Consider the following 26,517-nt stretch of genomic DNA (forward strand, 5'->3'; position numbering starts at 1 on the left):
CGAGCCCGCCGGATTCAGCCCCAGCCGACCACGTCGGCGACGGGCCGCACGAGCCCCGCGACCGCCCGCTCGAGCGCACTCTCGTCGACCGCGGCGAGCGCCGGCTCCGGATCGAGCACCAGGGCGCCGCCCCAGCCCATCACCTCGTACTCCACCAGGGTGCGCGCGAGCGTCTCGGGCGACCGCCAGGCGCGGAGGAGGTTCGCCCGCGCGAACGCGTGCGCGGCGCGTGCTCCCTCCCCGTGCGCGGCGCGGCCGTCGAGGACGGTGCGCAGCACGGTCTCGAGGGTCGGGATGCCCTGGCCGGCCGGGGAGACGACCTGCCAGGTGAGGGAGGGGCGGCTCGAGCGCAGGCCCCGCGCGACCTGGGCGACCGCATCGCCGCCGGCGGAGCGCAGTGCGGCGGGGACGAGCGGTTCGGCCCCCGCGGTGAGGCGGCACAGCGCCAGGAATGTCGCGGCGTGGCCGACCTCGCCGGACGGGTCCGCGCCGGTGACGATCGTGCTCTCGTAGCCCTGCTCGCGGGACTGGTGCAGAGCGCTCGGCAGCGGAGCCGCGGCGGGCACGGAGACGGGCCGGGACGTCTCGCAGACGGCGCGTTCGGGCCCGACCACGGCGAGCACCGGATCCCCGGCTCCCTGGGCGCGCTCGAGCGTCAGGGCGGTCCAGGCCGCGGCGCCCTCCGGAGGGAGCACCGCGGTGAGGCTCTGCGCCCCGGCCGTCGCCGTCCACGCGAGCGAGACCGCTCCGGGGGGAACGGCCGAGCGGAGGCGGGCGGTGCGGTCGGGCCCGTCGTCTCCGGCCGGGTCGCGCCAGCCGAGGGCGACGACGGCGAAGCGGGAGCGCTCGTCGACGACGGCGAGCGGGGGTGCGGCGGTCATGGGCTCCTCCTTCCTGGAGGGGTGGAGGCGGCGGGAACGCCCAGTGCGGCGAAGGGCTGCTCGGCCAGGCGGGCCGCGGCGTCCGCGAGCAGCGGGCGCGGCGGCCGCGCGGCGAGGGAGTCGACGAGCTCGCCCGCGAAGCCGGGCGCACCGCGCAGCAGGGCATCCCGGGCGACGGTGCGGGCCAGACGCTCGTCGTCGTGCACCAGCCGCTCCGCACGCAGCACCGCGCGGTGCCGGGCGTGCTCGAGGGCGGAGTCGTCGCTCACCGCGAGGGCGCGGAGGCGGTGCCACGGATCGACGGGCACGGCGGTGTCGTCGACCAGCACGAAGAGGTCGTCGGCGACGGTGTCGCCCGGGCCGAAGAGTCCGGCGCTCGCGTCGAGTCCGGCCTGCGCAGCGAGCGCCTCGGCGGCGATCAGGTCGCCGAGCAGCTCGTCGGAGACGCGGGTCGACGGCGCGGCGGCGGTCGCGGCGAGCCGGCGGGCGGCGGGCTCGGCGCGGTACTCGGGGCGGGCCGTCCCAGGTAAGACGGCGACCGGTCCTGCCGCGCGATCGGGCGTCTCCGCGAGGGCCGCGACCAGGCGGTCCAGGAGCCGGGCGGGGTCGTCGGCCGTGACGCCGACCAGCACGGAGCCGGCCGGGCGGTAGTGGCGCCTGTGCAGCGCGCGCAGGACGGGCTCGGTCGCGCGGCCCTCGAGGTCGAGGTCGCCGCTGCCGTCGTGCGCGTTCGGGGCGTCGGCCCAGTAGCGGGCGGTCAGGTGCGGCCACGGCAGCACGCCGCCCGGAGCGGGGGCGAGGCGCGCGGCCCGCTCAGAGGCGACCGCGCGGATCTGCTCCGCGATCTGCTCCGGCCGGAAGGCGGGGCGGAAGACCTGCTCGACGAGCCGCTCCGCGATCACGGCGGCCGACCCGGGAGAACCCGTCTCGAAGAACTCGGAGTAGTCGAGGTGCGTGTGACCGCCGAGGACGCCGCCGCTCTCGGCGACGCGGGTCTGCCGGACGAGACCGGCGACCCCCTCACTGTCCTGGTAGACGAGGTGCTCGATCAGGTGCAGCATCCCCTCCTCGCCGTCGCGCTCGTGGCGCATGCCGGCGGGCACGGCGAGGGCGACCGAGTCGTTGCGGACCTCCGGCCGGTGCACGACGAGCGCGCGGGCGCCGGAGGGCAGGGCGGCGGACAGGGTCGGGACGTCGCGGGCGCTCATTCCGCCCGCTCCCCCAGCTGTGCGGCGGACAGGCGCAGCAGCAGCCGCGCCTGATCGCTGCTGGCGCCCCCGGAGCGGTGCCAGTCGACGGCGTGCTGGGCCAGCCGGAACGCGGTGCCGACGCGCAGCAGCTCGGCGTCGTGGTCCTCCTCGAGCGAGAGTCCGCGGCGGAGCGCGTCGAGGGCCGGGCGGAGCGCGGGGTGGAAGGCGTGCAGCTCTGCGAGCTCCCCGAGCACCCAGGCGGCGTCCCAGACCGGGTCGGCGAGCCCGACGTCCTCGCCCGTGAGCAGAGCGACGCGGGTCCCGTCGACGACGAGGTGGGCGAGGCCGGGGTGGCCGTGGACCACGACCGCGGCCGGCGAGGCGACGACCGCCTCCGCCCAGTCGGCGAGCTCGAGGAGACCGCCGGCGCCGAGCTCCTCGGCGGCGGGCGCCCAGCCACCGGCGAGCCAGCCGCGGGCGCGCTGCAGCGGACGCGGAGGGAGCGGCTCCCCGGCGGGCCGGGCGCCGTGGAGCGCGTCCAGCGCGCCCTTCCACTCGCGGCCGACGGAGACGAGCGCCTCCTCCGACAGCTCGTGGAGGAGCGCGGGCAGCAGGGCGCGGGCGGTGGTGCGGTAGCGGCGGATCGACGGGTCGGCGCCTCCCGGCACGATCCGGGGATCGGGCGCTGCGAGGCGGACGGGCACCGGCGAGAACGGCAGCGGCGCCTGCTCTCCGAGGCGGCGGGTCCAGACGGTGGTCCCGTCGGGTCCTTCCGAGAGCTCGGTCACGAGCAGCCCGGTGACGAGGGCCCGCGGAGGGGCGGTGGTGCTCACGCCGACCTCGCCTCCTCCGCGGCAGCCGGTGCCGTGCGCAGCGACTCCAGGTGGCGCAGCACCGCGGGGAACGCGGGCGGCACCCAGGCGAGCGCCGTGTCGCTGGACTCGCTCGGCCCGGGCACGGGGTCGATGATGGTGAAGTTGGCCGGCTCGCGCAGCAGCGCGAGGGTGGACTCGACGACCGGGTTGCCGAGCGCCCGCGGCGGGAGCGACGGAGCGATGCACACCGGCGCCTCCGTCGTGAGGGCCGCGAGCAGCGACGGGGAGTCGGTGATGCCGTGCGCGAGGCGCGAGGCGTAGTCGAGGGTGGCCGGGTAGATCAGGATGAGGTCGGCCCATTCGGCGAGGTCGACGTGGGCGACGACGATCTCGTCGTCCCAGCGGTCGTCCTGGATCCGGCCGCGCAGTCGCGACTCCAGGTTGTGCCGGGTGGTGAAGCGGTAGGCCGAGTCGCGGACGAGCACGCGGAACTCGGTCGCCGGAGCGGCGGCGCGCGCCCACTGGATCCAGTAGGGCATGACCTGGGTCATGGCGGAGCCGGTCAGGACGAGGGCCACCCGGGAGTAGCCGAAGCGGCCGAGCGAGAGGTCGGAGAGTGCGGCGCTCTGCGCACCGGGCGGGGTGGTCATGGCGGTCTCCTCAGAGGGCGGCGGGCGGGAGGGCGGATCGGGTCGCGGCCGGCGGTGAGGACGGCGGCGGACGGGCGGACCGTGCCCGCGGAAAGGGCGGACGGGGATGGGCGGACCGTGCCCGCGGAAAGGGCGGACGGGGATGGGCGGACGGCGCGAGCGGACGGCACGCGCCCGGGAGGGGCCGGGGCGACGCGGTCGAGGACCGGTCGCCCCGTGCCCGTCAGCACCCTGCGGTGAGGGTGACGCCGATGATGACGCCGGCGCAGAACGGGGTGGTGGCGGGCGCCTCGGAGGCGGCGTCGGTGCCGATCTCGTCGGCGGCGGTGAAGGTGTCGTGGGCGGTGGCGAGCTCGGCGAGGTCGGCGGACTGGACGGTCTGGCCGGTGATGGTCGACATGGTGTTCTCCTTGGATGAGTGGTGGCGGCGGATCCGCCGGGTCGTGCGGGGAGTGGTGCGGGTGGTCCGGCCGGAGGGCCGGGGAGCGGGTGCTGCGGGAGCACCCGGGCGGGAGGAGGGCCGGGTCAGCAGCCCGCGCCGAGGGTGGCGCCGACGATGATGCCGACGCACAGGGGCGTGGTGGCGGGCGCCTCGGTCGCGGCGTCCGAGCCGAGCTCGTCGACGGTGGCGAAGGTGTCGTGCGCTCCCGCGAGGGCGGTGAGGTCGGCGGACTGGGCGTCGGTGGAGATGGTGGTCATGATGTGTCCCTTTCGTGGAGTACCTCGGGCTGAGGTGGTGGTCCCCTCGGGATCGAGGGGAGGTTCGTGGGGCCCTAGCGGGCGGTGAGTCCCGGGCGGTCCGGGTCGATGCGCGCGGCGCGGGCGGCGTCGGCCCAGGCGTCGGCGGCGGGGATCGTCTCGGCCGAGGAGCGCAGGAGCGCTTCGGCGAGGACGCGGGAGCGGTGCTGGCCGAAGCTCAGTCCGCGGTAGGAGGAGCGCTCGTCGGCCGGGTCCTCGGCGTAGGCGAGGCCGTCGGCGAGCCTCTCGGCGAAGGCCGAGACGGCGGTGCGGGGCGAGGGCCGGGCATCGAGCAGCGGAGTGATCCTCCGGGCGACGTCGTCGGCGGAGTCGGCGGGCAGGTAGACGACGAGGGCGTCGGAGCGGGGGAAGGCCCGCGGGTCCGAGAGCGCCTTGGCCTGGTGGCGGGCTCCGGAGGCGGCGAGCGCCTCCAGGAGCGGGCCCCACAGGGCGAGCGCGTCCTCCGCCGAGTCGGCGACGAGCGAGAGGCGCACGACCCGGTCGGCGATATCGAGTCCCATCGGGCCGAGGGCGAGGAGGTAGCCGGGAGTGGTGCGGGTGCGCCAGCTCGGCAGCCGGACGCCGGCGACGGCCCCGTCGGCGGAGCGGACGAGATCGACCTCGGGCACGAGGACCCGGACGCGGCCCAGCTCGACGACCCGGCGCTCCTCCCCCTGCACGGTGGCGGAGCCGAGCACTCCGGAGGGAGCGGGCTGCAGGACCGTGCGGTGCGGGATCGCGTCGATCAGCCGGGGGGCGAGGTCCTGGCCGTCGCCTCCGGCGGTCTCGCCGAGCAGCGGGTTCCGGAGGTGCAGGTGGGTGTAGAGGGTGGCGGCGAGTCGTGCCCGCAGCTCGATCGGCCCGGTGGCCTCGATCACGGTCCCGTCGACCTCGGCCCGCAGCCGGGCGGCGTCGACGCTGATCACGGCCTCGTCGAGGACGGAGCGGGTGGTGAGGGCGGTCATCGCGGGCTCCTGTCGAATCCGAGGGCGGTGGAGTAGGCGGAGGGGGCGAGCAGGACGCGGCGGCCGATGCCGGCGGCGGCCCGCTCGATCCCGGGGAGGCGGGAGACCATCGAGGCCCGGGCGAGGGTGCGGTCGACGAGGTGCCAGCCCAGGTGGGCGGTGGCGCGGACGGCGAGGGCGTCGTCCGCGCCGGCGGTCTCGGCGGCGTAGGCGAGCCACATCCGCCGGATCCTCGGGACCAGTGCCGCCATCCGCTCCGCGATGCGGGCGTCCGCGGCCGCGGTGTCGAAGGCGAGGGGAGGAGCGGAGGCGCCCTCCCGGGTGGTCACGGTGTCGAGCACCGCGCGGTGGATCCACTCCCCCGCCAGCGTGCCGAGGTCGCGGGCCGGATCCCCGATCCCGAACTCCTCCCAGTCGAGCAGCTGGAGGCGCCCGTCGCGGAGGTGGAACTGGTCGAGGCGGAGGTCGCCGTGGATCGGGGCCGTGCGGTTGCCGCTCTCCCACTCGCGGAGATCCTCCGTGGCCGAGACGAGCTGCTCGTCGTGCTGCAGGTCGCCCCAGAAGGCGAGCTCAGCGAGGGTGAGGTCGACGTAGCGGGTGTGCGGGATGCCGACGCGCAGCATCTCGACGGGAGGGCTGGGGTGCGAGGTCGCGGTGAGGCCCGCCACCGGGCCGGCGTGCAGCCGGGCCAGGAGCCGGCCGGCCTGTTCGGGGAAGTCCGCGGGGACGCGCTCCTCCACGAGCAGGAGGGCCAGGCTGGTGCCGGGGCAGTGCTCGAACACCAGCAGGGAGTCGTCCTCGTCGGCCGCCAGCAGGCGGGGTCCGGCCGGGGCGTGCTCGGGGCTCCGGGCGGCGAAGCCGGCGAAGTCCCTGGAGCGGCGGAAGGCCGCGGGGCCCGCCGTCCGGGGCGAGACGTGCTTGACGAAGACGCGGGCGCCGTCGTCGAGGGTCATCGTCCACGACGCGTTCCGGCCGGCGAAGGCGGGGCGGTCGATCGCGGCGACGCGGTGGCGTCCGCCGCCGAGCAGCCGCTCGGTCGAGGCCGCCGCCCGGAGGGCCGCCGGATCCGCGGGGCGGTGCCCGGGGGTCGCGGGGCGGAGCCCGGGAGTCGCGAGGAGAGTCACGATCGTGTCCTTCGGTCGGTCGAGCGGATCAGAAGAGGTAGGTGACGACGAGGTAGGCGCCGCCCGCTCCCCCGACGAGGAGGGCGGTGTTGACGAGCAGCTTCTTGAGGGGCGAGGGGCGGGTCGAGGCGGTGCGCGAGGTGGTCATGGTGGTGTCCTTCCGAGGGGTGGTGATGGTGGATATCGGGAGCCGGGCCTAGGAGGCGTCGGCGGCCTTGAGGGAGGCGCGGAGCGAGACGCGGGAGCCGGTGCGGAGCGCGTTGTTGCGGTAGACGCGGACGACCAGGCGGAACAGCAGCGGCACCGTGATCGCGGCGACGACGGCGGCGATCACCATCTCGGGGGTGCCGACCGAGTCGAGGCCGAAGCGCATCGGCATCAGGTAGGAGGAGAAGAGGGGGACGAAGGAGAGCGCGTGCACCCAGGCCTCGTCGAGGTTCGCCGGCACCACGTAGAGCGCGATGATCAGCAGCGCCATCTGCACGACGGAGAGCGGCATGGCGGCGGTGCCCAGGTCCTCCTGCCTCGACACGGTCGAGGCGAGCAGGGTGCTGAGGAGCGCGAAGAGCACGTAGCCCTGCAGGAACCAGACGAGGAACCAGACCAGGCTCGGGCCGAGCTCGATCTCGAGGACCGACCACCCGCCGACCACGCTGAACCCGCCGACGACGGCGCCGCCGATCACGAGCAGCTGGGCCAGGGTCACCAGGCCGACGCCGATCATCTTCCCGGCGAGCAGCGGGGCGACGCCGATCTTCGTCAGCAGGATCTCGACGATCCGGGACGACTTCTCCTCGACCACCCCCGAGGCCAGACTCGACGAGGAGTAGACCATCGCGGCGAGCAGGGCGCTGATCATCGCGGTCGCGAACAGGATCCGGGTGTCGAGGACCACGGTCCCCGCCTCCCTCGTCGCGTCGACCAGGAACCAGCCGCCGATCCCGGCGCCGAGGCCGGCGATCGCGGCCAGCGCGAGGGTCGCGGTGAGGATCGTGCGGTTCCCGGTGCGGGTCAGGATCTCGCGGCGGACGATCGTCGCGGCTCCCCGGGCCGGCGTCGGAGGAGCGGAGCTCTCGGCGGTCCGGGCGTGGGCGGCGCGGGGGTGCGTGGTGGTCATCGTCCTGCTCCTTGGATCTCGAGGCGGCGCTCGGCCGCAGGGGTGGAGGCGGCGGTGAGCCGCTCGGACAGCAGCTCGGTCAGCGAGCGCTGCGCGGTGCGGATGCTCCGGAGGCCGCCGTGGCGGGTGAGGGTCGCGAGCACCTGCTCGGGGACGTCCCGGCCGCTGCCCTCGATCGAGACGAGCAGCGACTCCGGCTCACCGGGGACCGGCTCGGCCGACAGTCCCGGTGTGACGCCGAGCTCGGCGACGAGCCGGTCGTCCAGGGGGCGGGAGAACTGCAGCTGCCAGCGGCTGCGGCCGTCGTCCTGCAGCTCGGCCACCGCTCCGCTCGCGGTCACACGGCCGGAGTCGAGCACGCAGACGGTGTCGCAGAGGCGCTCGACCAGGTCGAGCTGGTGGGAGGAGAAGAGCACGCCGACGCCGCGGGCGGACTGCTGCCGGATCAGGCCGGCCATCGTCTCCACGGCGACCGGGTCGAGCCCCGAGAAGGGCTCGTCCAGCACCAGGAGCGACGGATCGCCCACCAGGGACACGGCCAGCTGCACGCGCTGCTGGTTGCCGAGCGAGAGGTCCTGCACCAGCGTGTCGGCCCGCTCGGCCAGGCCCAGCGCGTCGATCACCTCCTCGGCGGTCTCACGGGCTCCCCGGGCGTCGTGCCCCTCGAGCAGAGCGAAGTGGATCACCTGCTCGCGGACCCGCATCTGCGGGTAGAGGCCGCGCTCCTCCGGCATGTAGCCGATCGAGCGGCGGTCCTCGGCGGTGATCGGCGCGCCGTCCCAGGTGATGGTCCCCGTGTCGGGGGTGAGCAGGCCCAGGATCAGCCGCATCGTCGTGGTCTTGCCGGCGCCGTTGCCGCCGATGAAGCCGACGATCTCGCCGCGGCCCACGGACAGGTCCACGTCGTGCAGGACCCGGTGGCCGCCGAATGCACGGCTCACGCCGCTGAGCTGAAGCCCTCGCATGTCATCTCCTCGAAGTCGTTTCTCTTGACTCCTCAGACGCTACGGACGCTCTCGCGACGGGCTCCTGTACTTCGGTACAGCGCCGAGGTGGCCGAAAGTGCAGGTCCCGCATCACCGGACGTGCAGGTCCCGAGGCGGCCGCGCGTGCAGGTCCGGGGGCGGCCCGGGTGCGGGCCGCCTGCGTCCCGAGCACGACGGACGCCCCCGTGCTCGTCCGGTCGGCGACCGGAGCGCACAGGGGCGTCCGTGGAGGAGGAGGGGCGGGGTCAGGCCGTCGCGCAGCTCCCGTCGACCTCGCCGATGACGCCGTCCGTCACCGACACGACCGCGCAGTTCGGGTAGCCCCGCTGCGGCCGGTGCGCGGGGTCGAGCGCACGGAGGATGCTCCCGAGCACCGCTCCGTGCGTCACGACCAGCACGTCCCCGTGCTCCGCCGCCGGCGCGAACCGCGCGATCGCGGCCTCCACGCGGGCGCGCACGGTGGCACCGCTGTCGGCCCGGCCGGAGGGGTCGTGGCGGTGGATCGCGTCGAGCACCGAGTCGAGACCGGCGTCGGTCATCCGCGGCCAGTCGGCGGAGGAGGGCACGTAGGAGTAGCCGTGATCGGCGAACACCGGCTCCCAGAGCGAGGCGTTCGGCTGCCCCTCGAAGGCGCCGAAGTGCCACTCGCGGAGCTCGACCATCGGCTCGGCCTCGAGCGACGGGTGCCCGGCGAGCGCCGCCGCCGCCGTGGTGCGGGTGCGGGTGAGGTCGCTCGTGAACGCCGCGACGAGCGGCACCTCGCGCATCCGCTCGCCGAGGGCCGCCGCCTGGCGCTCGCCGCGCTCGGTCAGGGGCGAGTCGCACCAGCCCTGCAGCTGGCCGGCGACGTTGAAGAGGGTCTCGGCGTGGCGGACGAGGTGGATCGTGCCGCTCACGGGCGCTCGCTCGCGGGCGTCGTCGGGCGGGCGGGGGTGGCGCGGTGCATGCGGTTCTCCGGGGTCAGCGCGCTACTCCGGAGCGGCGCGCGCGATGTGGAGGGCCAGGAAGGCGACCTCCTCGTTGGGCAGGGCGGCCTGGTACTCGGCCGCCACGAAGGAGCGGACCCGCTCGGCGGAGGCGATCGCGCGCGGGTAGCGGGCGCTGAGGCTGGTGAAGAGGAAGTCGTCCTCGCTCTCGAGCAGGCCGCCCGAGAAGAAGCGCTCGGCGAAGTACTGCAGGTGCGCCACGAAGCGGGCGGAGCGGAGGTCGTCGCGGTCGAGCGCGGCTCCGCTGGAGTGCTGGATGATCGCGGTCACCGAGCGGATGAGCTGCACGATCCGGAGCGAGTCGATCCCGACCTTGCCGAGCTCCGCGTTGGCGAGGTGGAACGCGACGTTCGCGGCCTCGTCGGCGGGCAGCTCCACGTCCAGGCGCTCGCGCATCCGCTCGACCGCCCGCTCCCCCACCGCGTACTGCACGGGGTAGACCGTCCGCATCTCCCAGGCCAGCCGGTTGGCGACCGAGAGCCCGCGCCGCTGCCGCTCCACCGCGAAGTGCAGGTGGTCGGTGAGCGCGAGGTACACGTGGGGGTCGAGCTTCAGCCCCTGCTCCTCCGCGTCGGCGACGACCGCGCGGGTGAGCTCGACGAACTCCGGCGGGATCTGCGCCAGGAGCTCGACGAGGTTGCGCTGATCCGAGTCGTCCAGCGCCACGAACACCTGGTCGACGCTCGAGGACTCGATCGCCTCGCCGGCCTTCGCTCCGAAGCCGATCCCCCTGCCCAGGAGCACGCGCTCGACGCCGCGCTCGTCGACGACGAGGACGACGCTCGAGTTGAGCACCTTCTTGATGGTCTGCATGCGTGTCTCCGTCGACGGCCGCGTCAGGGCTGGGGTGGGGGTGGCGGGGCCTCTGCCCGGAGAGCCGGACGGCGCCTCCGGGCAGAGGAGGATCATCCCAGATCCGCGCCGTTGGAGGCGATGACCTTCTGGTACCAGAAGAACGAGTCCTTCCGGTAGCGCTCGGTGCTGCCGTGGCCGAGGTCGTCCATGTCGACGTAGACGAACCCGTAGCGCTTCGAGATCTGCGAGCTGGAGGCGCTGATCAGGTCGATCGGCGCCCAGCTCACGTAGCCGAGCAGCTCCACGCCCTCGTCCACCGCCTGGATCATCTGCTCGAAGTGCGCGCGGAAGTAGTCGATCCGGTACGGGTCGTGGACCCGGCCGTCCTCGGTCAGCTCGTCGCGCATCCCGAGCCCGTTCTCGACGATGAACAGCGGCTTGCCGTAGCGGTCGTAGAGGTCGATCAGCGAGATCCGCAGCCCGACGGGGTCGATCTGCCAGCCCCACTCGCTCGACTCGAGGAACGGGTTCTTGACGCCGAGGACCGTGTTGCCGGGGGTGCGCTCGGCGTCGGGGCGCACGGACTCCGTCATCGACATGTAGTAGCTGAACGAGATGAAGTCGACGGGGTGCTCGCGCAGCAGCTCGACGTCGCCCGCCTCGAACGGGATCTCGACTCCGCGGCTCTCGAGCGCCCGCAGCGCCAGGCGCGGGTAGGCGCCGCCCGCCTGGACGTCGGTGCAGAGGTAGAGCATCCGCTCCTTCGCCTGCGTCGCCGCGACGTCGTCGGGGTGGCAGGTGTTGGGGTAGGTGGTCAGCATCGTGAGCATGCAGCCCATCCGCGACTCGGGCCACAGCTCCTTCAGCGTCCTCGTGACCGAGGCGGAGGCGACGAACTGGTGGTGCAGGGCCGTGTAGCAGGCCTGCTCCACGCTGCCCTCGACGGTCTCCTCGATGATCCCGCCCGAGGTGAACGGGTGGCGGATGATGCCGTCGATCTCGTTGAAGGTCAGCCACATGTCGACGAGGTGGCCGAAGCGCTCGAAGCAGGTCCGGGCGAAGCGCTCGAACAGCCCGATCGTGCGGCGGTCGACCCAGCCGTTGTGCTTCAGCGCGAGCGCGAGCGGCGGATCGTAGTGCGAGAGCGTGACCAGCGGCTCTATCCCGAGGCGCCGCATCTCGGTGAAGAGGGCGAGGTAGTAGGCGATGCCCTCCTCGAGCGGCTCCGCCTCCTCCCCCGTCGGGTAGAGGCGGGTCCAGGCGATCGAGACGCGGAGGGTGGTGAAGCCCATCTCGGCGAACAGCGCGAGGTCGCCGGGGTAGCGGTGGTAGAAGTCGATGCCGCGGCGCTTGGGGTAGTACTCGGTGTCGTCGTCGGCCATCGCCGCCGTGATGCTCTCCACCGTGTTGCGGTGGTGGATCGCGTACTCCTTCGGGTCCGCCTTCGGCTTGTAGGAGGCGACGTCGCTGACCGCCGGGCCGCGCCCGCCCTCGCGCCACGCGCCCTCGACCTGGTTGGCGGCGAGGGCGCCGCCCCATCGGAATCCGTCAGGAAGCGCCATCGGCGAGCTCCTTCTCTCTCTGCGTCACGGTCATGATCCGGTCGCCGGCGGTGATCCGCTCGGCGGCCTCGACGAGCACGGTGTACTCGGCGGAGTTGGTCACGAGCACCGGGGTCGTGGTGTCGTAGCCGGCCGCGGTGATCGCGGCCAGGTCGGCGGTGAGGAGCAGCTGCCCGGCCTCGACCCGGTCGCCGACCGCGACGTGCGCCTCGAACGGCGCGCCGTCCAGCTGCACCGTGTCGATGCCGACGTGGATGAGCACCTCGACGCCGTCCGCGCGGCGGAGCCCCACGGCGTGGCGAGAGGAGAGCAGCGCGATGACCTCGCCCGCGAACGGCGCCCGGACGGCTCCGTCGGTGGGGCGGATCGCCAGCCCCTCGCCGAGCACGCCGGCCGAGAACACGGGGTCCGGCACCTCCGAGAGGGGGATGACGGAGCCGGTGAGCGGCGCCTGCAGCGCGAGCGGGCTCCCGGCGGCGGCCGCCACGTCGCCGAGCGCCTGGACGCTGGCGGAGGCGTCGTCGCGCCAGATGACGAAGGAGACGACGAACGAGACGGCGACCGAGATCAGCAGGCCGATCACGGCGTTGAGCAGGTTCCAGGGGTTCAGCCCGTCGATGAACATCGAGATGCTCGCGACGCCGGGGCTGACCAGCGCGAACGCGGCGACCTGCGTGGCGCCGATGTAGGCGCCTCCGACGACGCTGCCCGTGATGACGGAGACGAGGGCGCGCTTGTTCTGCAGCGTGACGCCGTAGAGCGCCGGCTCGGTGATCCCGAAGAGGGCCGAGAGGCCGCCCGAGAAGGCGGTGGCGCGGAGGGTCGCGCTCTTGGTGCGCAGGGCGATCGCGAGACTGGAGCCGGCCTCCGCCGCGTTGTGGGCGAGCGAGGAGGCGAGGTAGAAGGTGTCCTTGCCCGCGCTGGCCATCGTCGCGATGGTCGGCGGGATGAAGGCCTTGTGCATGCCGACCGAGATGATCAGCGGGAGCACGCCGGCCAGCAGCGCGACGGCCACCCAGCCGAGCGCCCCGTAGAGGCCGATCATCGCGCCGGTGAGCATGGAGCCGAGCCAGTAGCCGAGGGGGCCGAGCAGGAAGATCGTGGCCGGAGCGACGATCACGAGGCACATCAGCGGCACGTAGAACGTGCGGATCGGGCCCCACGAGTGCTTCGTGAAGAAGCGCTCGACGACCGAGAGCAGCAGCACGGCCAGGATCGCCGGGAACACCTGGGCGTTGTAGGCGATGACCGGCACCGGGATGCCGAAGAGCGCGACGCCGCCCTCCTGGTTGAGCAGCGTCGTGAACGCCGGGAAGACCAGGACGCCGACGAGCCCGAGCGCGAGCGGTCGGTTCACGTCGAGCTTCTTCGCGCTCGTGTACGCGACGAGCAACGGCAGGAAGCCGAACACCGCGTCCGGGATGGCGGACAGCAGCTTGAAGTTGTCGGAGGCCGGGTCGAGCCAGCCCAGCGCCGAGGCGAGGACGAGGAACGACTTGAAGATGCCGGCGCCCGCGATGGCCGGGATGATCGGCGTGAAGACGCTGACCACGAAGTCCATGATCGTCGCGCCGAGGCGCTTGAGGGACCGCGGCTGCTTCGCCTGCTCCGCGGATGCGGTGGTGCCGCCGCGCAGCTTCTCGACCGCCGCGTACATCTCGCTGACGCCGCTGCCGACGATGACCTGCGTCTGCGGGCCTGTGACGACGCCGATCACGCCGGGCACCGCCTTCAACGCCTCGACGTCGGCCTTCGCGTCGTCCGCCAGCGCGAACCGCAGACGGGTCGAGCAGTGCTGCAGCTTCGCCACGTTGGCGGCGCCGCCGACGTGCTCGAGGATCGCCTTCGCGCTCTCCTGGGTACTCATCGGTACTCCTCCGGGTGTGTGGGGACGCGCGCTTCCCTGCGCTGTGCTGCCCGGCCGTCCGTCGCCGTCCCCGCCCCCTCCGGCACCGTCATCGGTGCTCCGGCGGAGCGTCAGGAGGCGTCCGGGCACAAAAAAAGGACCCGACGACGCTCATTACGCGTTTCGTCGGATCCTGCCTGCACGACCAGTCACATGTCCGAGAGCGACGCTAACACGGGGGTGGGTGGGGCGTCAAAGAGGGGGGGCGTGCGCTCGGCCATCGCGTACGGGCGGTTGTTGCACCGGTGTCGGCATGATGGACACGTGGACACTCTCGACGTCGTTGCGGCGGTCATCAGCGATCGCGGCCGTATTCTTGCCTGCCGTCGGCGGGCGGACAAGGCGGCGGGCGGGCTCTGGGAATTTCCCGGCGGCAAGAGAGAACCTGGCGAAACGGCTGAAGTCGCCCTCGCGAGGGAGATCCGCGAGGAGCTGAGCGTGGAGATCGAGGTCGGCCCCAAGCTGACGTCAGATGAAACGGAGGTCGGCGCTCTCACCATTCGGTTGCACTGCTTCCGAGCCGTGGTTCGTGGCCCACGCCCCACGGAGAGCACCGACCACGACCAACTCCTCTGGCTCCTTCCGAGCGAACTCCCCGGACTGGAGTGGGCCCACCCCGATCTGCCGGCCGTTCGGCTTCTTTCCTCTACGGATCGATGAGGTCGAAGCCCTCGTCAGACCTGAACGCTGTGATGATCGAGAGGCTGCGGATGAGATCCAGCATGTCCTCTTCCGGGCGACCGGGAAGCAGGATGACGGGGACTGCCGCGTAGCCCTCGCGCTGCGCAAGATGCGCATAGTCGAGCACCTGCCCGATGGCCATGCGGACGAAGGACCGGGCGGTCGACTTCTTGGCTTCGACGATCCAGCCGCTCGATCGGACGTACAAGTCCGGCTCGACCCGTGAGCTGCCGACCGGGAGGGTCAGACGACTGGGCGGCGTGCCGTTCTCGGTCAGCCAGAGCCCAAAGTCGGACTGCAGCTCGAACTCGATTCGGGAGACGACCCGGTCATCGAGAGGGCTGACATCCGCACCCGCGATGACTATGTCGGAGTGCTCGGGAGGCGTCCAGTCGCCGAGCGAGGCAGCGGGCTCCTGCATGCCACCATAGGTCGGCAGCCGAGTGATGTCCGCCGCGAGCGGCAGGAGAGTGAAGATGATGCCGCGTCGCTGCGTCCCTTCGGTGTCCGGGATGATCTCCCACCGGTAGGTCGGAGTCCCTGTCGTGAAGGCACCGATGTAGGTCACGCTCGTTCCCTGCACCGTGAAGAGCCGAAGCACCCGCCCATCCTGCGCCGCGTCCCGGAGAGCCCTGTTGCCGCGAAGAAAAACTTGGTCACCGACCTGCCCTTCTCCCGTGTAGGAGTAAGACCCGTCCTCGCGAAGTCCCTCGAACCGGTCGTAGCCGTATCGAGCTCCCTTCGCCGGATCGGTGAAGATGAAGATTTCACGGAGCGCTCGCGGCGTCACGATCCCCTGCTGCTGCTGCCCTCCGTAGGCGCGGTGAATATCACGCCGGAGGACCTGGTCGCCCACTTCCAAGGTGAACCGACGCTCGGTGGTGTCTCGTCGAAGCAGACGGGAGCGGACAGCCTCCGCCTGCGCTTCGGTCAGATCCCACCGAGATTCCTCAGCCGGAAGAGTTCCGTAGGAGGAGCGGAGGAGGCTTCGGATTCGACGCTGAGAAACGCCCAGTTCAAGTGAGAGTGTGGCGGGAGTAACGGGAGGCATCTCGCGAGACTAGGAATGCTCGGAGCACGTTCTGTCGAGATGTACTCGTGTTAGCGACAGAGTTACTCATATTGCCTAAGTGCTGAACTTTGTGCCGCATGCGTCCCAGAAGAGAGGTCACAGAAGAGACCATTACTCACTATCGCAGAGTTGAAGGACGCTAATGCGGTCACGCCGGCCGCTGTTGCGGCGTCGGGACGACCCTCCATCAGAGGAAAGAGGTTCTCCCCCTCAATACCGGCACCCCGCCAGCACCGCCTCCGACGCCGCCCGGTCCCGGGCGCCGATCCCGAGCCCGTACTCGCTGAGCACCGCCACGAACTGCTCCACGTACCCGCAGCGCAGCTCCGCGGCCGGTGGCAGCCACTCCCCCGGGCCGGCGTCGCTCTTCGCGCGGTTCGTCTGCTCGGAGGCGGCGACGAGGTTCGCGGGGTCGTTCGCGAAGGCGAAGCGCTGGTCGTCCGTCCACGACCAGGCGCCGTGGTGCCACGCCCAGCCGAGGGCGACGACGTGGTCGATCTGCACGAGGCGGGAGGTGTCGGTCCCGGAGACGAAGGCGACCGAGGTGCCGTCGTAGGGGTCGATCAGGGTGCCGGTGAGGACCTTGCAGTCGCGGGTGCCGGGCTTGAACACGGGGGCGAGCAGGTCACGGCCGAGGACGTCGTTGCGGGTGTCGCAGCCGTTGCGGTCGACGTCCGACCACGCCTGTCCGAAGAGGTCGCGGTCGTAGGGGACGGCGGCGGGGCCTTCGACCGCGGGGAGAGCGGCCAGCGTCGCGAGGGACGGAGCGGACGGCCCCGTTTCCGGAGCGGACGGCTCGACGTCCCCCGAGGGGCTGCTCGGCGCGGGAGCAGCGGGACTGCTCGACGCCGCAGAAGCACCGGCCGAGGAGGACACCGCCTCCGGTCCGCCTCCTCCCGCCGTGTCCGACAGCGCGACGGCGGCGACGGCGAGCGCCGCAGCTCCCAGCAGAGCGAGGATCGCACCGGCCCGTCGACGAGGGCGCCGGCGCACGGGGAAGGTAGGCCAGTGGCGCATGATCGACCCTCCTGCGATGAGACCCGCGATGCGGTCGACGCGACGCGCCTCCTCAGTATGCGGAGTGACCCGCTCCGGGCTCGACGGTCGGGTGGAGCGTCGGGAACGGGGCGGCCGCGCGGAGCGACAGCGTCGACGACCGGGCTCGAGCCTCCCGGAGGCCACCTCGTCGCGCCCGCGCCGTCGACCCGCGCCTGCTTGACTGCTCCCATGGAGATCTTCATCGGAGTGGTCGGCCTGCTCGGCGGGCTGGTCATCGCCGGGCTCGCGGTCGTCGCGGTGGTCATCGGACGGCGGCGGGCGGTGCCGGCGTCGCTGGTCGACGTCGAGGTGCGGCTGACGCACGCCGGGGACGACTGGTGGCGGGTGGGCGCGCGGGTGCGCAACTCCGGCCGCTCGCTCGTGCCGGTGACGAGCTACAGCGACGGGCGGCCGATCTCGGTCGATCTCGGCGGGGCCGTGTCGGCGGAGTGGTACGGGTCGGCTCCCCGGTCGGACGCGTGGCGGATCGATCCGGCGGTCGGGCTCCTCCTCGGACCCGTCGCGCTGGAGCGCGGGGCCGACCTGGGGGCGACCATCGTCGTGCGCGGGCGGCCGCAGGTGCGGATCGACGCGCCGCTGCGCTACGTGCCGGTGCGCGAGAACGTGATCGAGTCGCAGACGCCGGACGCCGCTCCGGTCTGGGGCGTGTCCGAGGCCGCGACCTCTCCGGCAGCAGCGCCTGCGTCGGCTCCCCCCGCGCCGATCCGCCCGCGCCAGCAGCGTCCGATGGACGCCGACCCGTCACGTCCCGAGCGCGAGAGCGTCCTCCGCGGCGGCTTCGGAGTGTGGGCGGCCATGATCGCGGGGGGCGCCGGAGCCGTCGGCGTCGCGATCGGGATCGCCCTCGAGCTGGCCGGCGTCGAGGCGTCGGGGCTCGGCGGCGCGGGCATCATCCTGATCGCGGCCGGCTTCCTCGGCCTCGTCGGCACCCTCGTGATCCGGCTGCTGCGCCGCTGGCTCGAGCCGCCCGCCCTCTGGCGGACGCCCGCGCAGCGCCTCCGCCGCCCCGGGACGATCACCGTCCTCATCCTGAGCTACGCGGGGCTGGCGCTGTTCTGCACCGAGTTCGCGGCGCAGTCGGTGACCGGCGACACGACCTGGGTGGCCGGTGTCGCCGTGCTGATGCTGATCGCCGCATTGATCGGCATGGGACTCGTCGGGTTCCTCCGTCTGGTGGTCCTGCTTGGCGTGCGCCGCGCCTCCCGGGAGACCCCGTGACCCGTGAGGTCGTCGTCGTCGGAGCCGGCCTGGTCGGAGCGGCGACAGCCCGCGCCCTCACCGAGCGCGGCGATCGCGTGGTGCTCGTCGAGCAGTTCGAGCGGGGTCACGACCGCGGCTCGTCCCACGGCGCGACGCGCATCTTCCGCCGCGGCTACCTCGAGGACGACTACCGCGCCCTCACCGGACGGGCCGGGCGCGCCTGGGCACGGCTGGAGGCTGAGACCGGCCGCCGCCTGCTGCACCCGGTCGGCGCGATCGACCACGGCGACCCCGCCGTGCTGGCCGCCGTCGAGGCTGTCCTCCTGCGCGACGGGATCCCCGTGGTGCGGATCGAGGCGGACGAGGCGCAGCGGCGCTGGCCGGGACTCCGCTTCGAGACCGACGTCCTGCTGCACCCCGAGGGCGGACGCCTCGACGCGGTGGCCGCGATCGACGCGATGCTCGACTCCGCCCTCGGACGCAGCGCCGTCCTCCGGACGCAGACGCGGGTGCTGGGCATCGAGGAGCGCGCCGACGACGTGCGCGTGCTGACCACCGATGGCGCCCTCGACGCCGACGCGGTCGTCGTGGCCGGCGGATCCTGGACGCCGCCGCTCGTGGACGGCCTCGTCCGCGCGGCCGGCCGACGCCTCCCTCCGCTGCGCGTCACGCAGGAGCAGCCCGCGCACTTCGCGACGGACCTGCCCCTCGACTCGTGGCCGAGCTTCGCCCACCACCGCGCCGGCCTGCCCGTCGTCTACGGGCTCGCGACGCCCGGAGTCGGGGTGAAGGTGGGCGAGCACAGCACCGGAGTCGTCGTCGATCCGGACGAGCGCACCTTCGAGCCCGAGCCCGAAGCGCTCGCCCGCCTCGTCGGCTACGTCGCGGAGTGGATTCCGGGCGTGGACGCGGCGAGCGCCACTCCGATCAGCTGCCTCTACGACAGCACGCCCGACGAGGACTTCGTGCTCGACCGCGTGGGCCGCGTGACTCTGGCGACCGGGTTCTCGGGGCACGGCTTCACGTTCGGTCCGGTCCTGGGCGAGCTGCTCGCGGACCTCGTCGCCGGCGGAGTGGCGCGGGAGCGGTTCCAGCTGCTGCCGGCGTGAGGGGCGGGTGCGTCCGGAGGAGTGGCTTCCGACCGGGGAGCAGCGGCTTCTGACCGGGGAGCAGCGGGTGGATTCCGACGCAGCAGCGTCTGCTCAGCGGCCTGCGGGGCCCGTCCCGTGCTGCTCGCGGCCGTCCGGGTCGAGGAGCACGGCGTCGTCCCAGCCGCTCGCCGCCTCCCTCGCACGGGCCTTCGCGGGCGCGCGCCGAGCCACCGCGACGACGATCAGCGCCCCCAGCATCACCAGGGCGGCGGTCTGCAGCGGCGGCGCGACCATCGCGAGCGCCTGCCGCACGTAGAGCTCCGGCGGGACCGTGATCGAGTCGCCCTGGTACTGGTTCGGCAGCAGGAGGACCACGACCGGGAGCGCGAGCACTGCGGCCCAGAGGACGACGGTCACCGCGATCGCGGCGGCCCAGAGCAGGCGGACCCGCGTCATCGGCCGGGAGCCCTCAGCAGCGGGACCACGACCGCCAGGCCGAGCGCGATCAAGCCGACGGTGAGGAACGGTCCGATCGCGTTGTCGCTGAGCACGCGGAGGTACTGCTCGGGCCCGAAGGCGCTCTGCGACGGCGAGTAGTCGTACCAGCTGTGGGAGCTGTTCCAGAGGGCGAGGAGTCCGACGAGGACGCTCACGGCGCCGACGACCGCCAGGGCTCCGGCGATGCGGCGAGTGGAGACAGCGGGGCGGGGGTCGGCGTCGGTCGCGTCGCGACGCTCACCGGAGCCGGGCGCCGCGTCGCCGGGAGCGGAGTCGGGTTCGGCGGGGAGCGGGACGGTCGGCTCGGTCGGGAGTGGGACTGTCGGCTCCGCGGGTCGGGGCGCGGTCGGCTCCGCGGGTGTCGGGACGGCCCGCACCGCCGCTCTCGCGCGCTCCGGAGCGGTCCGTCGGCCGGAGCCTCGGGAGCCCGTCGGGCGGCCGACCGATCGCACGTCCTCGTGCTCGGGAGCGGACCGGCCGCCTCTCCGGCCGGCCGAGCGCCCGGTGCCCGCGGCCCCGCTCGACAGGAACGGGGAGCGGAGGCGCTCCTCTCCGCTGCCGCGCCGCTCGGCCTCGCGTCCGTCGTAGCCGCGCTGGAAGCCCGCGTGGTAGCGCGGGTCGGTGCCGCCCTCGTCCGTTCCGCCGCTCTCGCGTGGGGAGCCGTCCGCTCCGGTGCTCCGCGCCATGCCGTCCCCCGCTTCGTGCAGTCGGGCCATCATGTCGCACCTCGCCCGCTGCGGGGAGGTGCCGGGCGGAGCTCGGGGTGCGGTCGGCGGACGCGGGGGTTCAGCGCCCGGCCGCGGTGGTGCGGGACGGGAGGCTGACGATCCCCGCTCCGACCAGCAGCAGGCCGATCGTCACCGCCGTCAGGGCCGGCCAGCCACCGGCTCCGACGGCCAGGCCGAGGAGCCAGCCGCCGGCGGCCGAGCCCGCGTAGAAGGCGATCGTGTAGACCGCGCCGGCGTGCCCGCGGAGTGCCGGAGCCGCCCGCGCTCCCGTCCAGGCGGCGCCGGTCGCGTGCAGGGCGAAGAAGCCGGCCGTGAAGACGAGGAGTCCGGCGATCACCACGGCCACGTTCTCGGCGAGCATCACCAGCAGTCCGACGATCATCAGGGCGACGCCGATCCGCATGACGAGGCGGGGACCGATCCGCGGCCCCCATCTCCCCGCGAGCCGGGAGGAGACGGTTCCCGCGAGGTAGGCGGCGAAGAGGAGGGAGACGAGCGCGGGCGCGAGTGCGAACGGGGGCGCCTCGAGCCGGAACGCCAGGTAGTTGTAGACCGCGACGAACACGCCGACCGCGAGGAACGTCTGCAGCGCGATCGCGACGAGCATCGGATCGCGGAGCACCTGCGCCGTCTTTGCTCGCCAGCCGCCGGGAGCAGTCTCGCGCGCGCCGCCGCCCCGGGGCGTGAGCACCGCGAAGACGATCGCCGCCGCTGCGCAGACGGCCGTCACGACGAGCAGGGCTCCGCGCCATCCGAGCGCCGCCGCGAGCGGTCCGGCGAGCAGGCGTCCGGCGGCACCGCCGATCGTGGTCCCGGAGACGTAGGCGGTCGCGGCGGCCGTCGCTCCGGCGCCCCCGACCCGGTCGTGGATCGCCGCGACGGCGAGCGCCGGGACGGCACCCAGTGCCGCTCCCCCGAGGAAGCGCAGGACGAGGAGGAGCTCGAAGGTCGGGGCGACGCAGGCGAGCAGCGCCAGGACCACGGACGTGAGGACCGCGATCCGCATGGATTCGAGCCGTCCGATGCGCTCGGCCACCGAGGCCCACGGCAGCACCGAGAGCGCCAGTCCGAGGGTCGCGGCCGAGACGGTGAGCGCGGCGTCGGACGGGGCGAGGGCCCATTCCCGCGCGAGCTGCGGGAGGACGCTCTGCACGGCGTAGAGCTCGGCGAAGGTCGCGACTCCGGCGGCGAGGAGGGCGATGGTCAGCCGCCGCTGCGAGAAGGGTGCCGCTGCGCGCATCGGTCGGGTGCGTGCGGCGGTGCTCATGATTCCGACGGTAGACCGCCTCCGGTTGCATGACTAATGTGCTTTCTCGTACTGTTCATGCGTTCTGGTCATGTCCGGATCTAGGGTGGTGGCGTGTCCGACGACTGGCCCGCGACCCTCCGCCTCCTGCCCCTGCTCGTCGCGGTCGCCCAGACCGGGAGCGTCACGGCGGCGGCAGCCGAGCTCGGGATCCCGCAGCCGACCGCGAGCCGGTCGCTCGCCCGGCTGTCCGCTCTGGTCGGCACTCCCCTGGTCCGCCGGGAGGGCCGTGGGGTGGTGCTGACGGAGGCGGGGACCCGTCTCGCCGAGGCCGCGCAGGACGGCATGTCGGTGATCCGCGCCGGGCTCGCGGAGGTGCGGCAGGCGGGCGACGTGGAGCACGGCCGGATCGACCTCGCCTTCCAGACGCTCCTCGGGGAGAGCTTCGTGCCGGATGTGATCCGCCGGTTCCGCCGCCGCTGGCCGCAGGTCGGCTTCGGGCTCCGTCACGGCTCCCGCGCCCTCTGCCTGCGGGCCGTGGCGGAGGGCGAGTCCGAGCTGGCGATCGTCGCGGATCCGCCCGATCTCCCCGGCACCACCACGACGACCCTCTACTCGGAGCCTCTCCTCGCGGTCGTGGACCCCCGTCATCCGCTGGCCTCGCGGCGCTCGGTCACGGTGGAGGACCTCCGCGGCCTCGACCTGATCATGCTGGCGCCCGGCTACGGCCTCCACGAGTCGGCCCGGCGCCTGCTCGCCGTGGACGGCCGCGACCCGGTGCCGGCGTTCGAGGTCGGCGACTACCGCGCCGCCCGGGGACTCGCGGCAGCCGGTCTCGGACTCACGATCCTGCCGCCGAGCCCGTCCTCGGTCGACGACGACGTCCGCGAGATCCCGATCGACGATCCGGGCGCGAGCCGTGAGATCGGTGTGCTCGCCCGCGACACCGGAAACCCGGTCGTCCCCGAGTTCCTGCGGGCCCTGCACGCCGCGGCGGCCGCCCGGCGCCGGTGACCGCTGCTCGGCTCTGCTGTCAAGCACAGGAAGCGGAGGCCCTTCGTGCAGCAAGCTTCGAGAGGATCCCCGCACCGCCAGCGACACCCCCATCCCCCCGCTCCTGCACCACGTCACCGAGGACGGCCCCGGTCATGATCCTTCTCCGCACCCACGCCAACCGCTGGACCGCGCGCGCCCGCCGCAGCGGCGTCGTCCTCGGCATCATCACCCTGGTCTCCGATCTCCCCCGCCCGGCCTACCGGACGGTCCGCCTCGACCCGACGAGCGGCGAGCGCTTCCTGCTCCGCGACACCGCCGAGCTCGAGGAGGCCTTCGCCGTGCTCCTCGCCGGGCTCGAGCGCTCGCGCATCGCGGCCTCGGCGCCCCCGGCCGAGTCCGCTCCCCCGTGCGCCCCGGTCGACGCGCCCGTCGCAGTCGAGGACGACCTCGAGGAAGCCGCCTGACCCGACGGCGTCCTTGCGGGGAGACCCTCACCGCGCATCAGGCGCCGAGCTCTCCGCCCGCCTCCTTCACACTCGACGTGTCGGATCGACGTGCCGTGACACCTCGACCGGCGGATCCGTCCTCGGCAGGTCCCGCGGACCGATGACCCGTCGGAGCCGGGCCGACCTGCGCGACCGCAGGAGAGCCCGGCGCCAGCGCGGATCGGTGCGGGCCCGGAGGCGGGGGTCGAGCGGGCGGAAGCCTCCCGCGGTCCGCTCCTCGATCAGCACGATCGTCGCGGTCGCGAGGTGCAGTCTCCGGATCGGCTCCCTCTCGGGATGCGGATGCCCGGAGCGCGTGCGGAGCTGCTGCTCCAGCTGCTCCGGGTCGGCGGACCACCAGGTGCTGACGCCGACGCGTCCATCGGGGAGAGGGAAGCGCTCGGTGATGCGGTACGGGAGGCCGTGCTCGGTCATGCAGTAGTGCCTTTCGAGGAGAGGGTCCGGGAGCCCGGGTCGCGCTGCAGCGGCCCGGGCTCCGGTTCACGAGGTGCGGGTCGAGCGACGGCGCAGCGCCGTCAGGGCGCCGCCGGCCAGGAGCAGAGCGCCGGCTCCGGCCGCGAGGGGCCCGGCCGCCGCTCCCGTCGAGGCGAGCACCGTCGGCACGAGTCCGACCGGAGGCACCGCCACCTGGGCGCAGCTGGCTCCGCCGTCGTCCGCGCACGGGTGCAGGACGGTCGTCGGATCGAAGCCCTCCGGGACCTCGGTCAGGCGTGCCCGGTTGGGGATGGTCCACGCGTCCGCGCCGTCGGCGACCCGTCCGGTCACGGTGAACGTCGTCGACGCTCCCGGGGCCAGAGACAGGTTCTCGACAGTCAGGTCGGACGACGCCGGGCCGCCGTCCCGGGAGATCGTGACGTCGCTCAGGTGCGCGAGCTCGGGGATGTCGGTGAGGGTCACCCCGTCCGCCGGCCGAGCCCCCTCGTTGGCGACCACGATCCGGAACCCGGCACGCCCGCCGTGGTCGACCTGATTCCCGATCGCCGTCTTCTCGATGGAGAGCCTTCCCTCGACGGGCGGCACCGGGATCTCGGCGCAGGACGACGTCGCATCGTCAGCGCAGGCGTTCTCGACCGTCGGCGGGTCGAAGCCCTCGGGCTGGTGGGTGATCGAGACGCGGTTGGGCAGGGTCGCGGCGTCGTACCCGTCGGCGACCCGGCCGCTGACGTGCAGCGACACCTGGCCGCCGGCGGGGATGTCGAGACCCGTGACGGGCTCCGTGGCCGGCTGCGTTCCTCCGGCGCCGTTCTCGATGGTCGCCTCGAGCAGGTGGTCGAGCGTCGGGACGTCGGTCACGGTCACGTCCGTCGCGTCGACCGTTCCGGTGTTCGCCACGACGATGTCGAAGCCCGCCGTGCCGCCGTGCTCGGCGCTCGCCTGGGACGCGGTCTTCCGGATCAGGAGCGACCCCTCGCCGATGTCGTGCGGGACGGTGGCGCAGGGGTTCGCGTCGGTCCCCGTGCCGGACGAGGCGGGAGCGAAGGGCGCATCGGCGAGGCAGGCCGTGTTCGTCAGCGCGCGGTCCCCCTCGCCGGTCACGATCACGTCGAAGGTCAGCTCGGCCGTCGCCCCGACCGGCAGGCTGCCGGCCGCCCAGGAGATGCGGCCCGTCTCCGCATCGATCGTGGCCGTGCCCTGCGAGGCGCGGAGGGAGCCGGAGTCGAGCTCGGCGTCGTCGAGCACGCCCTTGTCGAGGTAGTCGATGACGGCGGCGTCGGAGTAGTCCCCGGTCCCGTCCGAGGTCAGCGTCACCCGGTAGGGCACGCGGGCGCCGCGGAGCAGCGGAGTGGCGGAGTCGACCGACGAGGTCTTCGCGATGGTCACGTGCGGCGCGAGCGGATCGAGGCGTGCGACCGCGACCGCACCGTCCGAGCCGTAGGCCCAGTCGTCGATCGCCCGCAGGTCGCCGTAGGAGCCGTGCACCGAGTCGTTGGCGTTGGGGACGCGGCCCCGCCCGGAGTCGTCGCCCTCCCAGCGGTGCACCCCGCCGGACGAGTCGGTGCCGCCGTCGCCGGACGTCACCGAGGAGGTGCCGGAGTACCGCTCCGAGTTCGATCCGGCGAGGAGCGAGTCGTCCCAGTGCACCGTCGACGGGTCGTCGCCGCCGCCGGTCGACCTCACGACGGACACGCCGCCGGCGGACGTCTCGGCGTCGACCCGCGTGAAGTGGAACTCGTTCGTGCGGCCGATGGAGGCACGGAAGGTGACGTCGGGGTCGGTCACGTCGACCGTCCCGCCCTTCGCGTCCCGTCCGTCCCAGTCGACCGAGAAGGGACCGGTCGTCCCCGCGATCCGGGTGAGGTGCACGTCGCGCTCGCCGTCGTAGGCGCCGTCCCCGTCCGCATCGACGTCCACGACGACGGTGCCCGGCTGCGTCCCCAGGACGCCCGTGAGCGTGCCCGCGTCGGAGCCCGCGGACGACCGCCGGAAGGCGAGGCCCTCGATTGTCGGCGCCTGGTAGGCCGGAGCGATCGACTCCGGCAGGTCGGACGACGGCGGGTCCAGGAAGAGCTTGTAGGTCTGCAGGCCGTCGATCCCGGAGCGTCCGGACGCCTGGACGTACTGCGCCCCGATGCCGCCCGCCTCGCTCGACTGCGGCATGGGGACCGAGAGATAGGACGGATCGGACGACCCGACCTTCACGTTGCCCTTGTTCGTGGCCTGGACCGTCGAGGCGACCCCGTCGTAGCCGCGCAGCCCCAGCTCGTAGCGGGCGCCCGTCTCCGTGACGGCGTGGAGCGTGAAGGACGAGCGCCGCTCCTCGGGCGAGGAGTAGGACTCCTTCGCCCCGGACTGGATCGCATAGGAGTCGGACCACACGCGGCCCGCGACCGCCGCGCCCCGTGCGTCTTGGACGCCGATGCTCCAGACGAGGTTCACCGGGGCCGTCACGTCGTCGTCGGACACCCGGATCTGGAAGACGCCGGTCTCGTCCGCCACGAACGAGCCGCCGGCGGACACCGAGGGCGCCGCTCCGGGCGCGAAGTCCTGCTCGTCGAGGACGGCTCCGCCCGGAGCCGTCACCCGGGCGGTACCGCCGCCGGTCTCGCCCTCGCCGGTGCCCGAGCCCGCCTGGAGCGGGTGGAGGTCCACCCGGAGCGTCTCGCCCTTCTGGACCCAGGCCGAGACGGTCGTCACGCCGGCGTTCGTCGCGCCTCCCTGCAGGAGGGTGTTCTCGATCGTCGTGTGAGGACCGTCGGCGGCGAGGGCGGGCGGCGGCGCGAGGCCTCCGCCCAGCAGCCCGCTCACGAGCACGCAGCCCGCCGTCGTGCCGACCAGCGCTCGCGCCGTCCGCGCTCGGGGTCGTCCGCGCTCGTCCCGCCCCGACTGTTCCGTTCGACTCATCCGATGTCCTCTCCTCTGCCGACCGAGCGCACTGCGTCGGCGGCGACCGTTCAGCCCCACGGAAGGAGAGTATTGCTCGGTTCGACTGTCACCGCGGCCGGGACGGCTGCATCCGTGGAGAACGGCGCGAGATGGGCGCTGTGGAGGAGGAAACGGCGCATGAGACGAGCCGAGCTGCGTGTTCGCGACACGTAATCGCAGAGCCTGCGAGGAGTGATCGCGAGCGCGGGCGCGGACTGATCGCGGATGCGGGCGGAAGACGGTCGACGTCGTCGACGGCGCGAAGAGGCGTCCTGCGAGGCGGAGAACCGGCTGTTCCCTCGCCCTGCACTCACCGGGAGACCGACGCCGACGGCCACCGGAACGAGCGACCGTTAAAACGA

General features: G+C 73.4%; 26 protein-coding genes. 5 read left to right on the plus strand and 21 right to left on the minus strand.

What is annotated here, in order from left to right; genetic code table 11:
- Positions 1-14: 14 nt before the first annotated feature.
- From C5B93_RS02805 to C5B93_RS02860, 14 genes are all read right to left on the minus strand, one after another.
- Positions 15-881, minus strand: a complete 867-nt coding sequence (locus tag C5B93_RS02805) for a hypothetical protein (RefSeq protein WP_104233476.1) — start codon at positions 879-881, stop codon at positions 15-17.
- On the minus strand, positions 878-2,089 hold the full coding sequence (locus tag C5B93_RS02810; RefSeq protein WP_104291720.1) for a pitrilysin family protein: 1,212 nt from the start codon (positions 2,087-2,089) through the stop codon (positions 878-880). Before C5B93_RS02810 ends, C5B93_RS02805 begins: the two co-directional genes overlap by 4 nt.
- A complete protein-coding gene (locus C5B93_RS02815; RefSeq protein ID WP_104291721.1) occupies positions 2,086-2,904 on the minus strand; it encodes a hypothetical protein in 819 nt (272 codons plus the stop codon). Before C5B93_RS02815 ends, C5B93_RS02810 begins: the two co-directional genes overlap by 4 nt.
- Positions 2,901-3,536 (minus strand): flavoprotein, encoded by a 636-nt coding sequence (locus C5B93_RS02820; protein WP_104291722.1) that lies wholly within the window; start codon positions 3,534-3,536, stop codon positions 2,901-2,903. Before C5B93_RS02820 ends, C5B93_RS02815 begins: the two co-directional genes overlap by 4 nt.
- Before the next feature lie 223 nt (positions 3,537-3,759).
- Positions 3,760-3,936 (minus strand): hypothetical protein, encoded by a 177-nt coding sequence (locus tag C5B93_RS17105; RefSeq protein WP_181068303.1) that lies wholly within the window; start codon positions 3,934-3,936, stop codon positions 3,760-3,762.
- A gap of 125 nt (positions 3,937-4,061) precedes the next feature.
- Positions 4,062-4,235: a hypothetical protein gene (locus C5B93_RS17110; RefSeq protein ID WP_181027122.1), complete on the minus strand. Its 174-nt coding sequence runs from the start codon at positions 4,233-4,235 to the stop codon at positions 4,062-4,064.
- Between the two features lie 74 nt (positions 4,236-4,309).
- Positions 4,310-5,239, minus strand: coding sequence for a T3SS effector HopA1 family protein (locus C5B93_RS02825; protein WP_104291723.1), 930 nt, complete (start codon positions 5,237-5,239; stop codon positions 4,310-4,312).
- Positions 5,236-6,363 (minus strand): class V lanthionine synthetase subunit LxmK, encoded by a 1,128-nt coding sequence (lxmK, locus tag C5B93_RS02830; protein WP_258059357.1) that lies wholly within the window; start codon positions 6,361-6,363, stop codon positions 5,236-5,238. The genes C5B93_RS02825 and lxmK overlap by 4 nt, the downstream gene beginning before the upstream one ends.
- Before the next feature lie 196 nt (positions 6,364-6,559).
- A complete protein-coding gene (locus C5B93_RS02835) occupies positions 6,560-7,480 on the minus strand; it encodes an ABC transporter permease (RefSeq protein WP_104225127.1) in 921 nt (306 codons plus the stop codon).
- Complete coding sequence (locus tag C5B93_RS02840; protein ID WP_258063731.1) at positions 7,477-8,421, minus strand: ABC transporter ATP-binding protein; 945 nt, start codon at positions 8,419-8,421, stop codon at positions 7,477-7,479. Before C5B93_RS02840 ends, C5B93_RS02835 begins: the two co-directional genes overlap by 4 nt.
- A gap of 290 nt (positions 8,422-8,711) precedes the next feature.
- The gene (locus C5B93_RS02845) at positions 8,712-9,362 is read right to left on the minus strand and encodes a histidine phosphatase family protein (RefSeq protein ID WP_104246978.1); all 651 of its coding nucleotides are present in this window, start codon (positions 9,360-9,362) and stop codon (positions 8,712-8,714) included.
- 72 nt (positions 9,363-9,434) lie between these two features.
- A complete protein-coding gene (locus C5B93_RS02850; RefSeq protein WP_104257111.1) occupies positions 9,435-10,265 on the minus strand; it encodes a PRD domain-containing protein in 831 nt (276 codons plus the stop codon).
- A 92-nt stretch (positions 10,266-10,357) separates the two neighbouring features.
- The gene (locus tag C5B93_RS02855; protein ID WP_104291724.1) at positions 10,358-11,809 is read right to left on the minus strand and encodes a glycoside hydrolase family 1 protein; all 1,452 of its coding nucleotides are present in this window, start codon (positions 11,807-11,809) and stop codon (positions 10,358-10,360) included.
- Positions 11,796-13,676, minus strand: coding sequence for a beta-glucoside-specific PTS transporter subunit IIABC (locus C5B93_RS02860; protein ID WP_104225132.1), 1,881 nt, complete (start codon positions 13,674-13,676; stop codon positions 11,796-11,798). Before C5B93_RS02860 ends, C5B93_RS02855 begins: the two co-directional genes overlap by 14 nt.
- Before the next feature lie 303 nt (positions 13,677-13,979).
- Here C5B93_RS02860 and C5B93_RS02865 point away from each other — a divergent pair, with 303 nt between their 5' ends.
- Positions 13,980-14,375 (plus strand): (deoxy)nucleoside triphosphate pyrophosphohydrolase, encoded by a 396-nt coding sequence (locus tag C5B93_RS02865; protein WP_104326295.1) that lies wholly within the window; start codon positions 13,980-13,982, stop codon positions 14,373-14,375.
- Here the strand turns inward: C5B93_RS02865 and C5B93_RS02870 are convergent.
- Positions 14,362-15,252, minus strand: a complete 891-nt coding sequence (locus C5B93_RS02870) for a hypothetical protein (protein WP_258065471.1) — start codon at positions 15,250-15,252, stop codon at positions 14,362-14,364. The genes C5B93_RS02865 and C5B93_RS02870 overlap by 14 nt on opposite strands.
- 426 nt (positions 15,253-15,678) lie before the next feature.
- The gene (locus C5B93_RS02875) at positions 15,679-16,485 is read right to left on the minus strand and encodes an HNH endonuclease family protein (protein ID WP_104291727.1); all 807 of its coding nucleotides are present in this window, start codon (positions 16,483-16,485) and stop codon (positions 15,679-15,681) included.
- A 210-nt stretch (positions 16,486-16,695) separates the two neighbouring features.
- On the opposite strand from C5B93_RS02875, the gene C5B93_RS02880 reads away from it, so the two are divergent.
- Positions 16,696-17,745 carry a hypothetical protein gene (locus tag C5B93_RS02880; protein ID WP_104291728.1) on the plus strand — a complete coding sequence of 350 codons (1,050 nt, stop codon included), beginning with the start codon at positions 16,696-16,698 and terminating at the stop codon, positions 17,743-17,745.
- Positions 17,742-18,836, plus strand: a complete 1,095-nt coding sequence (locus tag C5B93_RS02885) for an FAD-dependent oxidoreductase (RefSeq protein WP_104291840.1) — start codon at positions 17,742-17,744, stop codon at positions 18,834-18,836. Before C5B93_RS02880 ends, C5B93_RS02885 begins: the two co-directional genes overlap by 4 nt.
- Before the next feature lie 93 nt (positions 18,837-18,929).
- Here C5B93_RS02885 and C5B93_RS02890 read toward each other — a convergent pair whose 3' ends face one another.
- From C5B93_RS02890 to C5B93_RS02900, 3 genes are all read right to left on the minus strand, one after another.
- On the minus strand, positions 18,930-19,274 hold the full coding sequence (locus C5B93_RS02890; protein ID WP_104291729.1) for a hypothetical protein: 345 nt from the start codon (positions 19,272-19,274) through the stop codon (positions 18,930-18,932).
- A complete protein-coding gene (locus C5B93_RS02895; RefSeq protein ID WP_146078420.1) occupies positions 19,271-20,035 on the minus strand; it encodes a hypothetical protein in 765 nt (254 codons plus the stop codon). The genes C5B93_RS02890 and C5B93_RS02895 overlap by 4 nt, the downstream gene beginning before the upstream one ends.
- Before the next feature lie 67 nt (positions 20,036-20,102).
- A complete protein-coding gene (locus tag C5B93_RS02900) occupies positions 20,103-21,311 on the minus strand; it encodes an MFS transporter (RefSeq protein ID WP_104291731.1) in 1,209 nt (402 codons plus the stop codon).
- A 93-nt stretch (positions 21,312-21,404) separates the two neighbouring features.
- On the opposite strand from C5B93_RS02900, the gene C5B93_RS02905 reads away from it, so the two are divergent.
- Positions 21,405-22,304 (plus strand): LysR family transcriptional regulator, encoded by a 900-nt coding sequence (locus C5B93_RS02905; protein WP_104239291.1) that lies wholly within the window; start codon positions 21,405-21,407, stop codon positions 22,302-22,304.
- 134 nt (positions 22,305-22,438) lie between these two features.
- A complete protein-coding gene (locus C5B93_RS02910) occupies positions 22,439-22,750 on the plus strand; it encodes a hypothetical protein (RefSeq protein WP_104266672.1) in 312 nt (103 codons plus the stop codon).
- 66 nt (positions 22,751-22,816) lie between these two features.
- Here C5B93_RS02910 and C5B93_RS02915 read toward each other — a convergent pair whose 3' ends face one another.
- Together C5B93_RS02915 and C5B93_RS02920 are read right to left on the minus strand one after the other, a co-directional pair.
- Positions 22,817-23,206: a hypothetical protein gene (locus C5B93_RS02915; RefSeq protein ID WP_104266671.1), complete on the minus strand. Its 390-nt coding sequence runs from the start codon at positions 23,204-23,206 to the stop codon at positions 22,817-22,819.
- 66 nt (positions 23,207-23,272) lie between these two features.
- Positions 23,273-26,134: a DUF11 domain-containing protein gene (locus C5B93_RS02920; protein WP_146078421.1), complete on the minus strand. Its 2,862-nt coding sequence runs from the start codon at positions 26,132-26,134 to the stop codon at positions 23,273-23,275.
- Positions 26,135-26,517 lie beyond the last annotated feature (383 nt).

The organism is Rathayibacter sp. AY1A2, from assembly GCF_002930935.1.
GTDB lineage: Bacteria > Actinomycetota > Actinomycetes > Actinomycetales > Microbacteriaceae > Rathayibacter.